Source organism: Rhodoferax sp. LS1P39, from assembly GCF_056521425.1.
Genome location: NZ_JBWMAV010000010.1, coordinates 89,045 through 102,077, shown reverse-complemented (window position 1 = coordinate 102,077; position 13,033 = coordinate 89,045). Strand labels below are relative to the sequence as shown.

At 62.5% G+C, this 13,033-nt stretch carries 15 protein-coding genes; 8 read left to right on the top strand and 7 right to left on the bottom strand.

The window, feature by feature from the left end; genetic code table 11:
• Positions 1-5: 5 nt before the first annotated feature.
• From AC097O_RS16255 to AC097O_RS16245, 3 genes are all read left to right on the top strand, one after another.
• The gene (locus AC097O_RS16255) at positions 6-260 is read left to right on the top strand and encodes a type II toxin-antitoxin system Phd/YefM family antitoxin (protein ID WP_479593956.1); all 255 of its coding nucleotides are present in this window, start codon (positions 6-8) and stop codon (positions 258-260) included.
• A gap of 4 nt (positions 261-264) precedes the next feature.
• Complete coding sequence (locus AC097O_RS16250; RefSeq protein WP_479593955.1) at positions 265-531, top strand: Txe/YoeB family addiction module toxin; 267 nt, start codon at positions 265-267, stop codon at positions 529-531.
• 75 nt (positions 532-606) lie between these two features.
• Positions 607-2,358, top strand: a complete 1,752-nt coding sequence (locus AC097O_RS16245; RefSeq protein WP_479593954.1) for an ATP-binding protein — start codon at positions 607-609, stop codon at positions 2,356-2,358.
• A 148-nt stretch (positions 2,359-2,506) separates the two neighbouring features.
• Here AC097O_RS16245 and AC097O_RS16240 read toward each other — a convergent pair whose 3' ends face one another.
• Positions 2,507-2,854 carry a hypothetical protein gene (locus AC097O_RS16240; protein ID WP_479593953.1) on the bottom strand — a complete coding sequence of 116 codons (348 nt, stop codon included), beginning with the start codon at positions 2,852-2,854 and terminating at the stop codon, positions 2,507-2,509.
• 52 nt (positions 2,855-2,906) lie between these two features.
• On the opposite strand from AC097O_RS16240, the gene AC097O_RS16235 reads away from it, so the two are divergent.
• Positions 2,907-3,512, top strand: coding sequence for a type IV toxin-antitoxin system AbiEi family antitoxin domain-containing protein (locus AC097O_RS16235; RefSeq protein WP_479589633.1), 606 nt, complete (start codon positions 2,907-2,909; stop codon positions 3,510-3,512).
• A gap of 42 nt (positions 3,513-3,554) precedes the next feature.
• Here AC097O_RS16235 and AC097O_RS16230 read toward each other — a convergent pair whose 3' ends face one another.
• Both AC097O_RS16230 and AC097O_RS16225 read right to left on the bottom strand, forming a co-directional pair.
• Entirely contained in the window at positions 3,555-4,232 is a 678-nt protein-coding gene (locus AC097O_RS16230; RefSeq protein ID WP_479593952.1) for a dienelactone hydrolase family protein, read from the bottom strand.
• 136 nt (positions 4,233-4,368) lie between these two features.
• Entirely contained in the window at positions 4,369-5,499 is a 1,131-nt protein-coding gene (locus AC097O_RS16225; RefSeq protein WP_479593951.1) for a Fic family protein, read from the bottom strand.
• Positions 5,500-5,575: 76 nt separating this feature from the next.
• Here AC097O_RS16225 and AC097O_RS16220 point away from each other — a divergent pair, with 76 nt between their 5' ends.
• The gene (locus tag AC097O_RS16220) at positions 5,576-6,346 is read left to right on the top strand and encodes a tRNA-uridine aminocarboxypropyltransferase (protein ID WP_479593950.1); all 771 of its coding nucleotides are present in this window, start codon (positions 5,576-5,578) and stop codon (positions 6,344-6,346) included.
• 65 nt (positions 6,347-6,411) lie between these two features.
• On the opposite strand, the gene AC097O_RS16215 is transcribed toward AC097O_RS16220, so the two are convergent.
• A complete protein-coding gene (locus AC097O_RS16215; protein WP_479593949.1) occupies positions 6,412-8,424 on the bottom strand; it encodes an alpha/beta hydrolase family protein in 2,013 nt (670 codons plus the stop codon).
• 483 nt (positions 8,425-8,907) lie between these two features.
• Between AC097O_RS16215 and AC097O_RS16210 the strand changes: the two genes are divergently transcribed.
• The 3 genes from AC097O_RS16210 (at position 8,908) to AC097O_RS16200 (ending at position 11,155) form a co-directional block, all read left to right on the top strand.
• Complete coding sequence (locus AC097O_RS16210; protein ID WP_479593948.1) at positions 8,908-9,750, top strand: transglutaminase-like domain-containing protein; 843 nt, start codon at positions 8,908-8,910, stop codon at positions 9,748-9,750.
• A 22-nt stretch (positions 9,751-9,772) separates the two neighbouring features.
• Entirely contained in the window at positions 9,773-10,324 is a 552-nt protein-coding gene (locus AC097O_RS16205) for a DUF1439 domain-containing protein (protein ID WP_479589128.1), read from the top strand.
• Between the two features lie 138 nt (positions 10,325-10,462).
• Entirely contained in the window at positions 10,463-11,155 is a 693-nt protein-coding gene (locus AC097O_RS16200; RefSeq protein ID WP_479593947.1) for a glutathione S-transferase N-terminal domain-containing protein, read from the top strand.
• Here AC097O_RS16200 and AC097O_RS16195 read toward each other — a convergent pair.
• Genes AC097O_RS16195 through tsaB form a run of 3 tightly spaced genes read right to left on the bottom strand, consistent with a single transcriptional unit; the run spans position 11,124 to position 13,026 of the window.
• Positions 11,124-11,864, bottom strand: coding sequence for a uracil-DNA glycosylase (locus AC097O_RS16195; protein ID WP_479593946.1), 741 nt, complete (start codon positions 11,862-11,864; stop codon positions 11,124-11,126). The two genes, AC097O_RS16200 and AC097O_RS16195, sit on opposite strands and share 32 nt — an antisense overlap.
• On the bottom strand, positions 11,861-12,334 hold the full coding sequence (rimI, locus tag AC097O_RS16190; protein WP_479593945.1) for a ribosomal protein S18-alanine N-acetyltransferase: 474 nt from the start codon (positions 12,332-12,334) through the stop codon (positions 11,861-11,863). Before rimI ends, AC097O_RS16195 begins: the two co-directional genes overlap by 4 nt.
• Positions 12,331-13,026, bottom strand: coding sequence for a tRNA (adenosine(37)-N6)-threonylcarbamoyltransferase complex dimerization subunit type 1 TsaB (gene tsaB, locus AC097O_RS16185; protein ID WP_479593944.1), 696 nt, complete (start codon positions 13,024-13,026; stop codon positions 12,331-12,333). The genes rimI and tsaB overlap by 4 nt, the downstream gene beginning before the upstream one ends.
• Between the last annotated feature and the right edge of the window lie 7 nt (positions 13,027-13,033).

Sequence of the window (13,033 nt, the reverse complement as noted above, 5' to 3'; positions counted from 1 at the left end):
CCACCATGCGCATCATCACCTACTCGGAAGCCCGCAGCTCGCTGAAATCGGTGCTGGACACCGTGAGCGACGATGCCGATGTGACCGTCATCAGCCGCCGCGACGGTGCGGATGCCGTGGTCATGTCGCTCGACCACTACCAAAGCATCATGGAAACCATGCACCTGCTCTCGACCCCGGCCAACGCCGAGCACCTGGCCAAGTCCATCGCCCAGCACAAAGCGGGCAAGGCCGTGCGCCGTACATTGGTGAAGGATTAAAGGCGTGGCGCGCTCCATCCGATTCACCCCGGCGGCCTGGGCCGACTACATCTATTGGCAAGGCCAAGACAAGAAAACCCTGAAGCGCATCAACACCCTGATCGAAGCCGCAGCCCGCGAGCCATTCACCGGTATCGGCAAGCCCGAGCCGCTGATGGGCAACTTGGCGGGGTACTGGTCTCGGCGAATTGATGGGACGCATCGACTGGTTTATGCGGTGGACGATGCGGACTTGGATGTGGTGGCTTGCCGGGGGCATTACGACGATTGAGGGGTGTGCATACGACGGCGCGGTTCTTAATATGCCTAGCTTAAGTTTCGATATACGTTTTATTTGAAGGAAAAAATGACAATTGATAAAGCTCGATTTCATGTTGACTCAAGAATTGCAAAAATATTGAGTCAAGAGTACTCCTCGACAGAGAAAGCATTGAAAGAACTTATTGATAACGCTTGGGATGCGGATGCCGACTCGGTAAGTATTTTTTTACCAGAACCCATGACGAATTCACCCATCGTAGTCATTGATGATGGCAGTGGAATGACCTCAGAAGAAGTGCGGCGGCACTATCTCGCCATAGCATCTGACCGGCGCATATTGAGAGGAGGCAGAACTGAAAATAAGCAGAGGTTGGTAAAAGGTCGAAAAGGCGTAGGAAAATTCGCTGGTTTGATGGCCGCCTCTGAAATGGCTCTAGAAACATATACGCGGAATATTCGCAGTAGTTTCGTGGTGCGACTAAAAGATTTGGCATCAGTCAATGACATTGAACAGCTAAATATTCCTCTCACTGCAGAGCCATGTGATTCACCAGTGCGAGGGACAAAAATAACCCTTTCTGGGCTTCATGCTGATCTTACTTTTCCTGATCCTAAGAAGCTGCGACAAATTTTACTTCAGGAGTATGGGCGTGAAGTGGGGATTTCCATTTCTGTAAATGGAAAGTCATTGGGGGTGGATGATGTTGATGGTAGTTTCCATGATTCAAATATTTCAATAGATGGCATCGGAGAAACTAGGTTGCAATTCGCAATTGCTGAAGTTAAATCAGTTTCAAGGCAGCCGGGAATTGTAATAAAAGTAGATGGAAAGGTAGTGGGGAAGCCATCTTTTTTCGGACTAGATGAACAAGATGATTTTCCACCTAAACTGCTTAAGCGACTTTACGGTGAAATAGATGCAGACGGTCTTCGTGATCACGTTACAGCCGGATGGGGCAGCCTGATTGAAAATAGTGAGCTATTGGTTGACTTAACTGAAAAAATAAAGCCAGTGATTTTTGAGGCTTTTAAAGAGCGGTATGGGCGAGATATTCAACTGGCACAGGCCCGGTTACGCCGTGAGGTGCACGAAAGGCTAGCCGCGCTGCCTGAGCATCGACGTGAATACGCGGAAAAAGCGGTCAAACGTGTCCTTGATCGTTTTTTTGGTGAGCCGCCAGAAAAAATCGAGCCGTACGTATTCGTATTACTTGAAGCAATCGAGCAGTCTGAATACGGTATTCTGCTCAAGCACCTCGCAGAGGCTTCGAAAAGCGATATTGCGGCTGTGGCAGAGGCGCTGGATGATTTTGGGCTACTTGATATGGCTCATCTCGTAGAACAAGCGAAGGCAAGACAGGGGTTTTTGGACAGTCTAGAGATTCTTGCTAGAAATTCAGAAACCTTGGAGGCTTCCATGCATAAAGCTATTGAACGAAGTCTGTGGATATTTGGACCAGAATACTCACTTTTCAGTTCAAATAAAACACTACAGCGTCAAGTTGAGGATCTTCTTGGGCAGAAGTATACTGGTGGCAACCCAACTAAGAGGCCTGATTTATTGTTGAATGAGAGCTTGGGTGGAAACTGTTTGTTGATTGAATTCAAAAGGCCATCCCATCCTCTAAATAGAGATGACTATATTCAAGCGACAAGTTATCGGCATGAGCTGGGTAAGCATCTAAATAAACCCATTCAAGTTTTAATTATTGGCGGTCATCGCTCCCCAGACTTTCCAATGCAAAATTTGGAGCCGGAAGTTCGTGCTTTGTCATTCCTTGACGTAATCGCCACAGCCAGAAGACAGATCGAGTGGCAACTGCGTCAAAAAGACTGAGCACCCAAATGCATTGATCATTTTTGCAGTCATGACCAGTAATCGCAGGCCAGCCCCTAAACAAGGGCTGCGCAATGTGGATCGGATTGTCAATTAAGTTGCTATATTTTTAGGATGGTGTGTTGCTACCTATTTGTGCGGTAGGCTTTTATTTGCCACTCAACTCATACCCCACACTTCGCCTCCCACCCTCCAGCCTGCGCCGCACCCTCCGCTCCACCAAATCATTGATATCCCGCTGCGCCGTATCCGCCGAGCATTTGCCCATTGCGGCCCATCTTACATTCGTGAGCTTGCCGTCCCTACCTTCCAGCACGTGGTTCAGCACCAAGGTTTGCCGCGCGTTCATCGGCGTGCCCGCCCAGCGCTGCCAAAACTGGGCCTTTTCCAGCACGCCTGGCAGCAAGCCGTCCGCGCCCTGTACGGCGCGCAGCAGGCAGGCCAGGAACCAGGCGAGCCACGGGGTGGTATCCAGCCCGCCGGTAGAGTGTTCCATAACATCGTTAATGGCTTGAGGTTAACGAATAAATGAAACATACTCGTAGGCCATGCATGCCGCACCCCACACACAGCAGGTTCTCGATCTCGCCAGCCAGCAGGGCCTGCTGCGGGCGAGCCAGTTGCAGGTGCTGGGCATAGGGCGTGTGGTGCTGACGCGGCTTATCGCCAGTGGTCGGCTGGAGCGGGTGGGGCGGGGGGTGTACCGCGTGCCGGGCATGCAGGCCTCAGAGCATGAGAGCCTGGCAACCCTGGCAGTCAAGGTGCCGCAGGCGGTGTTTTGCCTGCTGACGGCGCTGCAGTTACACGGCTTGACCACGCAGCTTCCGCGACAGGTGTGGATCGCCATGCCGCAAGGCAGCCATGCCCCCAGGCTGGACTATCCGCCGGTGAAGATGGTGCAGTTTTCGGGCGAGGCCTTTGCTGCCGGGGTAGAAACGGTGCAGGTGGAGCAGGTGGCTTTGCGGGTGTACAGCGCGCCCAAGACGGTGGCCGACTGCTTTAAGCACCGCAACAAGATAGGGCTTGACGTGGCGATAGAGGCGCTCAAAGACGCCTTGGCTCAGAACAAAACCACTGCGGACGAGCTGTGGCGCTTCGCCAAGATTTGCAGGGTAGGCAATGTGATGCGGCCCTATCTTGACGCCCTGCGTTAGCGGTCTGTTTGGCATGTAACCGCCACCTACCTGCCAGACGCATCACCCCAGATGCTTGCCAAAGAACCGCAGCGCCCGGTCCCAGGCCTGTTGCGCCCACACGGGGTCGTACTGCGTGGCTGCAATGCGGCCGGGGCCTACGGCTTCTTCATTGGCAAACGCGTGGTGGGCCAGGTAGCGGTGGAACTCGAAGCCCACGCCCGCGGCCTTGAGCTTGTCTTCCAGTGCGGCCACGGTGTCGATCTTGAAGAACTCGTCCTGCGTGGCCCAGTGGCCTTGCAGGGGGATCTTGATTTTGCTGGCGTCGATGTATTCCAGCGGCGGGCAGCCGTACCAGACGACGGCTGCGTCCAGTTCGGGCGCCTGGGCGGCCAGCAGGGTGAGTGCGCCGCCCATGCAGAAGCCGGTGAGGCCCACCTTGGGTGCGCGGGCTTTCAGGAACTGCAGTGCACCGCGGATGTCCTGGCTGGCGGCGTCGCCAAAGTCCAGGCCGGTCATGAGGTGGTGGGCTTCTTCCTGCTCCACCGTGGCTTTGCCGCGGTACAGGTCGGGCACCAGGGCCTGGAAGCCCGCAGCGGCCAGGCGGTCTGCCACGCCCTTGATCTGGTCGTTCAGGCCCCACCATTCCTGGATGACCACGATGGCCGGGGCATTGCTGGCGGCTGGCTCGGCCAGGTAGCCCTGCACGCTTGTACCATCGGGCCGTGCGAAATTCACCATGGTTCCCATTGCTGCTCCTTGTTGGTTAATGTGAAACAACTTTCATGGCTCGAGGTGCTCTGCACCCGAGTCCATGAAAGTTAGGGGTGGGCGGTATTGTGGGTGCAGATTTCACCTGCGCTAGTGGCCTATCGGCTTAGCGGACTTGTAGCGCATACCCCGTGTTCCTTCCGCCCCCCTCCAGCCGACGCAGCACCCCCCGCTCCACCAAGTCATTGATATCCCGCAGCGCCGTATCCGCCGAGCATTTGCCCATCGCGGCCCATCTTGCATTGGTGAGCTTGCCGTCCATCCCGTCCAGCACGTGGTTCAGCACCAGGGTTTGCCGGGCGTTCATCGGCGTGCCCGCCCAGCGCTGCCAGAACTGGGCTTTCTCCAGCACGCCCGCCAGCAACCCGTCCGCGCCCCGTACCGCGCGCAGCAGGCAGGCCAGGAACCAGGCGAGCCACGGGGTTACGTCCAGCGCGCTGCTTTGGGTGGCTTCGAGTTGGTCATAGTAAGTTTTGCGTTCGCGCTGGATCTGGGCGCTGAGGCTGTAGAAACGGTGCGGGCTGCCTTCGGCGCGGGCCAGGGCCATGTCGCCCACGGCGCGGCTGATGCGGCCATTGCCATCGTCAAACGGGTGCAGCGTGACCAGCCACAGGTGGGCCAGCCCGGCGTGGAGCAGGGCATCGCCCTTTGGTGCGGCATTGAACCATTGCAAAAAGGCGGCGGTTTCTGCGGGTAGCGTGGCGGCGGGTGGGGCTTGGTAATGCACTTTCTCCCTTCCGATGGGGCCGGACACCACTTGCATGGGCCCGGCAGCGTCGTTGCGCCAGGTGCCCACCTGGATGCGCACCCGACCGCTGTAGCCGGTGGGGAAAAGCGCTGCGTGCCAGCCCCACAGGCGCTCGGCGGTCAGGGGCTGCGCATACTGCTGGGTGGCATCCAGCACCATGTCCACCACGCCGTCCACATGGCGGTCGGCGGGTGCCAGGGCGCCGATGTCCACGCCCAGCCGCCGGGCGATGGACGAGCGCACGGCATCCAGGTCCAGCAGCTCGCCCTCGATGGCACTGGTGGTGATGACCTCCTGGGTCAGGGTCTGCAGGGTGGCCTGGTCGCGTTGTGCCAGCCCTAGCGCGGTCATGCGGCCCGTCAGGTGGCCCTGGGCGCGGTGCACCTCGGCTAGCGGTGCAGCCAGCGCCGCACCGTCAAACCGCCACTGCGGCCAGTCGGGGCGCTGCCAGATGTAGCTACGGCGGTGGGGCGTTTTTTCTTTCAGCATGCGGTGATTATGCGGTTTATTCACCGCATAAAGTGCGGCGAATAACCAGACCAATCGCCGCAGACACAATACCCCCATGCCCCACACCCCACCCCACGCCGTCTCCCGCCTGCGCACCGCCCGGCTTGCGCGCAGCGCCAAGCCTTTTCTGGCCCGGGGCGGCTCCAAGGTGGAGCGCTGCACCGGCTGCCGCCTGGCACCCAGCCACTGCATGTGCGCGCTGCGCCCGGTGCTGCCCAAGCATCCGCACCAGGCCGGGGTGTGCCTGCTGATGGCCGACATCGAGCCGCTCAAGCCCAGCAACACCGGCTGGCTGATTGCCGACGTGGTGGCCGATACCTGGGCTTTTGGCTGGGCGCGTACCGTGGTGGACCCGGACTTGCTGGCGCTGCTGGCCGACCCGCAGTGGCAGCCGTACCTGGTGTTCCCCGGTGAGTTTGTGGCCCCCGAGCGGGTGGTGGGTGCGCTGCCGCCCCCGGTGGAGGGCAAGCGCCCGCTGTTTGTGCTGCTGGATGCCACCTGGCCCGAGGCGCGCAAGATGTTCCGCAAAAGCCCGTACCTCGACCGGCTGCCGGTGCTGAGTCTGCAGGCCGACCGCATCTCGCAGTACAAGCTGCGCCGGTCGCGGCGCGACGACCACTTTTGCACCTCCGAGGTGGCGGCCCTGTGCCTGGAGCTGGCCGACGAGCCGCAGGCCGCGCAGGCGCTGGAGGCGTATCTGGATGTGTTCACCCACCGCTACCTGCAGGCCAAGCAGCAGTTGCCCGCCGATGTAGACAACGCGGCGCACCAGCGCTTGCGCGGCCTGCAGGCCGTGGCCACCGCCGAATTGCTGCAAATTAAATAGCTGTAAGCGCAGGTGGCTATGGCGCTGGGGCACTTTTTCTATGGGATCCCACCCACCGCTGGCCGCTATGCCGTTGGCCCCATGTGCTGCGCCAGGAAGGTTTCCATTTCCTGGAAGAACTCCAGCCGGTGGCTGTAGCGGCTGAGGTAGTGGTCGCCGCCTTCCTGCTCCAGGTAGCGGTGGGGTTTGCCTGCGCGGGACAGGGCGGTCGCCATGGATTTGCTGTGGCTGGCGGGCACCACGCGGTCGGTGCTGCCGTGCACCAGCAGCACGGGTGCCTGGATGCGTTCGGCCTGCAGCGCGGGTGAGGTGGCGCGCAGGCGGTCACGGTCGCCCCAGACGCTGCCGATCTGCGCCTCGACGGAGGCGGCTCCGCCGATGTAGTTGCTTTCCTGGAAAACCAGGTCGATCAGGTCGCTCACGCCTGCAAAGCTGATGGCGCAGCGGTACAGCGCCGGGGTTTTGACCACGCCCATCAGCGCCGCGTAGCCGCCGTAGCTGGCACCCACGATGGCCACGCGCTGCGGGTTGGCCAGGCGCTGGGTGACAGCCCATTGCACGGCATCGGTCAGGTCGTCCTGCATTTCCAGGCCCCAGCGTTGCATACCCGCCAGCTTGTGTTGCAGGCCGCCACCATCCGAGCCACGGAAGTTGACCTGCAGCACGCGGTAGCCGCGGTTGGCCAGGAATTCGGTCCAGCTGTCGAAGTCGGTATCGTCGCGGCTGTGTGGCCCGCCGTGGGGCAGCAGCACCAGCGGCAGCGCCTGGTCTGGCGCGGCACCGCGCGGGTGGCTGATGAAGGCATTCAGCGGCAGGCCGTCGCGGGCGATGATGCGCACGGTTTGCTTGCCCACCAGTTGCTTTGGCGGCAGGCGGGGGTAGGTTTCGCCGATGAGGACCAGTTCGCCCCGGTCGCGGTGGCCTACAAAATACTGGCCAGGGCGGCCATTGCCACTGGAGTGCAGCAGATAGCGCTGTTCGTCGTTGCTGAAGGACAGCAGGCGGTTGAAGCGGTTGGGCAGTTGCTGGTCGATCATCAGCGCCAGTGCTTTCAGCTCGGGGTCCCACAGCGCGGCGCGGGTGTCGTCGATGCCCGAATCGGTGGTCATCCGCAGGCCGACAATCTCGCCGGTGCGGGGCGAGCGCATCAGGCCCGCATCGATGTCGGCACCGGCCTGGGCCATTTTGATGGTGCGGGTCAGGGCCGGGTGGGCCAGGTCCACGGTGAACACGGCCAGGTGGCCCTGGTGCCAGGCCTGTATCCAGAGCTCTTGCGGCTGGCTGCCGAAGCCCATCGGCCAGGCGGCGTCTGCGCTGTTGCGCTCGAAGCTCCACAGCGTGCGCCAGGGGGTGCCGGGGGTGGCGCGTTCGATGATGTCAAAGCGCTTGCCGTCGCGCACCACGCCGATGCGTACCTGGTGGTTGCGGTCCAGCATCCATTTGGTCACACCGCGTTGGGCGCCGCTGTGCACCCCGTTGCGCATGCCGGTGGTGGTGTCCAGCTTGTAAATGGCGGGCCAGTTCTCGCTGCCTTCACCCAGCGCCAGCAGGATGTTTTTGCCGTCTTCGGGCAGCCAATCGACCACATCGTCCTGCACTTGCAGGGAGGCGGCGGCTTCCCGGCTGCCGCCGCGGTCGGCCTTCAGGTTGATTTGCAGCAGCTCGCTGCCATCGCGCCGGACCGAGATCAAACGGGTTTCCTGGGTGCCGATACCGTTGCCACGCACGGCGGCATAGCGCACGCTGGCCACCAGGCGGTCGTCGCTGATCCACTTAACCCATTTAAAGACAAAGCGGCTGTTGTCGTTCTTGAGCAGCGAGACCATCGGGCTGCCCGAGTCCACGGCGCGCGAGACCAGCACGGTGTCGTTCTCGATGTTCACCAGACCGGCCAGGTACTGGCCGTTGGGCGACAAGGCCAGGCCGGCCAGCAAGGGTAGCTGCGCAAAAGCCTCGGTGGGCAGGCGGGTGGCGGGCGCATCGGCGGGCTTGGGGGTGTCGGCCCACAGGGGCGCGGCAGACGGCAAGAGGCATAGGCCGGCGAGCAGGCGGTGCGCGTCGCGGCGGGAAACTTTCACAGAAGCCATGGGTGTTTCAAGATGCCAGGCCGCCCAGACCCTGCGCGGTGTCCAGGCGACCCGAGGGTCTGGTTGCATGGCTGTTGGTGGCTAGCAAGGGGTGCCAGTATATTTCGGCTTTGACTGCCTGGCGCTTACCGTGGTGGGCCTTTATCTGCTATTGAATAAATAGCTGCCAGCGCACGTACGGCAAGCACCAGCAGCGCTTTTGGTTTGCATTGGGTCCGCCGGGCCCCGCAGGCATGGCTTGCAACTTGCGTAGGCGTTGTCTGGCACGATAGCGGTTACTCTCTGACACGGCTACGGGCCCCCGGCCGCTACTTTGAGGTGGCGCATCCCGGCACAGTGGGTGGTATGGCTTTGAAATTTTAAGGACTTACGCGGCGCCCCTGTATCGCCCTTCGGGCTTACAGGGGGAACTTGCGTAAGTCCTGTTTTCAAGGCCGCAATCCATCTTCCCTCTGACTTCTGACCGGGCCCACCATGTTCATCAAAATCGGTTTCGACATCGAGCTCGCCATCACTTCCCCGATGGCGCTTATCCACCTGCTGCACGTGCACCCGTCGCGTCGCGGCGATCTGCTGGCACCGCAGTTTGTGGAGGTACTGCCGGGCCTGGCGGTGGAAGAATATTTTGATGCCTTTGGCAACCTGTGCAGCCGGGTGAATGCGCCGCTGGGTGTGACGCAGGTAGGGTTTCGCAGCGAAGCCATCGTGCGCGATTCCGGCCTGCCCGACGAAGTGAACTGGGGCGCCTGGCAGCACGACCCCACGGTGCTGCCGTCGCCCACGCTGATGTACCTGCTGCCCAGCCGCTACTGTGAGGTAGACAGCGAACTGCTGCAATTTGCCTGGAACCAGTTTGGCACTACGCCGCTGGGCTGGGCGCGGGTGCAGGCGATTTGCGATTTCGTGCACAACCATATCCGCTTCGACTACATGGCCGCCCGCGCCACCCGCACCGCCGTGGAGGGCTTCCGCGAGGGCACCGGCGTGTGCCGCGACTACACCCACCTGGCTATCACGCTGTGCCGCTGCATGAACATCCCGGCCCGCTACTGCACCGGCTACCTGGGCGACATCGGCATTCCGCCAGTGCGCTACCCCATGGACTTCAGCGCCTGGTTCGAGGTGTTTCTGGGCGACCGCTGGTACACCTTCGACGCGCGCCACAACACGCCGCGCATTGGCCGTGTGGTGATGGCCCGGGGCCGCGACGCGGGCGACGTGCCCATCACCATGGCGTTTGGGGCCAACACGCTGCAAAAGTTCGAGGTCACGACCTACGAGGTGGATGCCTACGGCAACGCGATTTTCACGGTGTAACCTGGGCGCACAATGCCGCCCCATGCAACGTAGATTCTTCTTGAATGCCGCGCTGGCCGGCACATCCCTGCTGGCGCTGGCCGCCCAGGCCCAGCCCGGCTACACCGTCTCTGCCGCGCAATTGCAGAAAGCCGTGGCCCAGCGCTTCCCCCTGCGCTACCCGGTGCCGGGCGTGCTGAACCTGGACGTGCAGGCTCCGCAACTGCGCCTCCTGCCCGCGCAAAACCGCCTGGCCGCGCAAATGGCCGTGGAGGCCGCAGGCCCGGCCCTGCGGCGCAGCCACAGCGGCAGCGTGGCGGTGGACTTTGCCCTGCGTTACGAACCCAGCGACCGCACCGTGCGCGCCGTGCAGCTCCACTTCCAAAACCTGCAATTCCCCAGCCTGCAACCCGCCGTGGTCGAGCTGCTGACCACTTACGGCCCGGCCCTGGCCGAGCAGGCCCTGCAAGAAGTGGTGCTGCACCAGCTCACCCCCCAAGACCTGGCCCTGCCCGACACCATGGGCCTGCAGCCGGGCAGCATTACCGTGACGGAGAAGGGGCTGGTGGTGGGGTTTGTGAACAAGCCGATGTAAGTTGGCGGGTATGGTGCTCCTGAATTAAGAGCTGCTCACGCTCATTACATAAGCACAGACAGCCGATTTTGCTTGTAAGAAGCAGTAACGACGGGTTCCGGTCAAAATGCCCCAGCGCTTTACCCTTCAAGGAAACCCATGACCCACCCCATCCAGCAAAAATGGCCCGCCCAGCACCCCGAGCGCCTGCAGCTCTACTCCCTGCCCACGCCCAACGGCGTGAAGGTGTCCATCTTGCTGGAAGAAATCGGCTTGCCCTACGAGCCGCACCTGGTCAGCTTCGAGACCAACGACCAGATGTCGCCCGCGTTTCTGGCGCTCAACCCCAACAACAAGATCCCGGCCATCCTGGACCCGAACGGCCCCGGCGGCCAGCCGTTGGCGCTGTTTGAATCGGGTGCGATCCTGCTGTACCTGGCCGAGAAAACCGGCCAGTGCATTCCGCAGGACGCGGCGGGCCGCTACGAGTGCATCCAGTGGGTGATGTTCCAGATGGGCGGCATCGGCCCGATGTTTGGGCAGCTCGGCTTCTTCCACAAGTTTGCGGGCAAAGACTTTGAAGACAAGCGCCCGCGCGACCGCTATGTGGCCGAGTCCAAGCGCCTGCTGGGCGTGCTGAACCAGCGGCTGGCGGGGCGGGCCTGGATCATGGGCGATGCCTACACGATTGCCGACATCGCCATCTTCCCCTGGGTGCGCAACCTGGTGGGCTTTTACGGCGCGGGGGATCTGGTGGGTTTTGCGGACTTTCCCGAGGTGGCGCGGGTGCTGGCGGCTTTTGTGGAGCGGCCCGCCGTGGTCAAAGGCTTGGCGATTCCTGCGCGGAACTGAGCGCCAAACACAAATCCGCCCAGGCTTTGGCTTTCTCAGGCCGGTTGCGCAGCAGAGTGGCGGGGTGGTAGCTCACCACCACCGGCACGCCGTGGTAGCGGTGCACGCGGCCGCGCATCTGGCCCAGCGGGGTGCTGTCTTGCAGCAGTAGCTGTGCTGCGAACGGGCCCAGCGCCAGGATCACCTTGGGCTGCAGCAGGGCCACGGCGCGGCGCAGGTGGGGGGCGCTGTCGGCCACCGGGTCGGCGTTGTCGGTCAAACGCAGCTTTTGCACGCTGGTGATGCAGGCCGAGGGTGCGCCTTCTTTGCGTGCCGGGGTGATGCCCACGGCGTGCAGCATATTGCCCAGGAGTTGCGCCTCGGGCACGCCAAACGGGCGGGCCGCATCGTCGGCAATGCCCAGCGCTTCGCCCAGCACCAGCCAGTCTGCCGGGCCACCGGGGGCGGCGTTCAGCCACACGCTGGCTTGGGCAGCGGGCCAGTCCAGCGAGGCGGTAATTTCAGTGCCATTTGTGCTGCTGGCGCTTATGGAATGGGCGGGAGCAGCTATTAATTCAGGAGTACGGGCCAGCACCTGGGCGATGCTTTGCGGGGCCGACTTTTGCGGTGCGGGTGCTGCCACCGCTTCCGGCTCGGCCTGCGGCCACCACACGGGGCTGTGCATTTCAGCCAGCATGGCGCGCTGGCGGGGGTCCAGGTCCAGGCTCATAGGGGCATGCTCATGACGATGGCGTGTTCGCGCTGGCCGGGGCCGTTGGGGTAGTAGTCTTTGCGCATGCCCACGCGGTTAAAGCCGTAGCGGGTGTAGACGTGCAGCGCGCGGTGGTTGCCCACGCGGGCTTCCAGCCACAGCCACTGGGCTTTTTGGCCGCGCGACCACAGGGCCAGCGCGTCCAGCATCAGGTGCGACCAGCCCTGGCCCTGGTAGGCGGGGGCGACGGTGATGTTGAGCAGGTGTACCTCGTCCACGCCCTGCATGGCCACGAAGTAGCCCAGCACCGTGTCATCGGCCAGCAGGATTTGCGCCTGGTAGCCCGCGGCCAGCGCGTCAAGGAAGTTGGCGCGCGACCAGGGGTGGGCGTAGGCGGCCAGCTCCACTGGCAGCACCGCGTCCAGCCAGTCGGGGGTGAGCGTCTCGAAGCGCACCTCGGACGCATCGGGGGCCAGCATTGCGCTCATGCTTGGGTCGCCAGCGCCGCCTTGGCCGCCATGCGCTCGTCGGTGGTCTGGGCCACTTTGTCGCGGATGTAGCGCGGCAGGGCCTGGTCGGCGGGGACGGCGGCTCCTGCAGCCAATAAGGCCGGGGCCAGGCGCAGCATGGCAGTGGCGGTGGGCAGGGCGGTGATGCGCATGCCGTCGCTGGCGGGAATGCGGTCCAAGTACACGGTGAACGGATTGCCCGCCTGCGCCCAATCCGCTTCTTGTTGCAGGTGCTCGGGCCGCAGCAGCTGGAAGTCGTCGCGCTGCGCCCACTGGCCAGCCTGGTAGCTATAAAAGCCGGTGTAGACCTCGTCCATGCGTGCGTCCAGTAGGGCTTGTACCTTGTGCACGCCGTGCTGGTGGCGGGCCTCTTCGGCCACGGCCATCAGGGTGTCAATGGGCAGCACCGGCACATCCGCCCCAAAAGCCAGCCCCTGCGCCACCGAGCAGGCCGTACGCAGCCCGGTGAACGAGCCGGGGCCGCTGCCAAAGGCGATGGCTTCCAGCTGGTCCAGCCGCAGCCCGGCCTGTTCCAGCAAAGCCAGAATCGCCGGGATCAAGGTGCTGGACGCCTGCGCCCCACCCGGCCCGGCGTGCTGCCACACCTGCACGCCATCGGTGGCGGCGATGGACAGGGTGTCGGTGCTGGTGTCGAAGGCTAACAAGTTCATAGGGGCA

Excerpts from the sequence above, each read along its gene's own strand:
- AC097O_RS16220 (WP_479593950.1), top strand. The coding sequence starts at position 5,576 with ATGCCCCACACCCCACCCCACGCCGTCTCCCGCCTGCGCACCGCCCGG.
- tsaB (WP_479593944.1), bottom strand. The coding sequence starts at position 13,026 with ATGAACTTGTTAGCCTTCGACACCAGCACCGACACCCTGTCCATCGCC.
- AC097O_RS16225 (WP_479593951.1), bottom strand. The coding sequence starts at position 5,499 with ATGCTGAAAGAAAAAACGCCCCACCGCCGTAGCTACATCTGGCAGCGC.
- AC097O_RS16200 (WP_479593947.1), top strand. The coding sequence starts at position 10,463 with ATGACCCACCCCATCCAGCAAAAATGGCCCGCCCAGCACCCCGAGCGC.
- AC097O_RS16205 (WP_479589128.1), top strand. The coding sequence starts at position 9,773 with ATGCAACGTAGATTCTTCTTGAATGCCGCGCTGGCCGGCACATCCCTG.
- AC097O_RS16240 (WP_479593953.1), bottom strand. The coding sequence starts at position 2,854 with ATGGAACACTCTACCGGCGGGCTGGATACCACCCCGTGGCTCGCCTGG.
- AC097O_RS16235 (WP_479589633.1), top strand. The coding sequence starts at position 2,907 with ATGCATGCCGCACCCCACACACAGCAGGTTCTCGATCTCGCCAGCCAG.
- AC097O_RS16255 (WP_479593956.1), top strand. The coding sequence starts at position 6 with ATGCGCATCATCACCTACTCGGAAGCCCGCAGCTCGCTGAAATCGGTG.
- AC097O_RS16195 (WP_479593946.1), bottom strand. The coding sequence starts at position 11,864 with ATGAGCCTGGACCTGGACCCCCGCCAGCGCGCCATGCTGGCTGAAATG.
- AC097O_RS16230 (WP_479593952.1), bottom strand. The coding sequence starts at position 4,232 with ATGGTGAATTTCGCACGGCCCGATGGTACAAGCGTGCAGGGCTACCTG.
- rimI (WP_479593945.1), bottom strand. The coding sequence starts at position 12,334 with ATGAGCGCAATGCTGGCCCCCGATGCGTCCGAGGTGCGCTTCGAGACG.
- AC097O_RS16245 (WP_479593954.1), top strand. The coding sequence starts at position 607 with ATGACAATTGATAAAGCTCGATTTCATGTTGACTCAAGAATTGCAAAA.
- AC097O_RS16210 (WP_479593948.1), top strand. The coding sequence starts at position 8,908 with ATGTTCATCAAAATCGGTTTCGACATCGAGCTCGCCATCACTTCCCCG.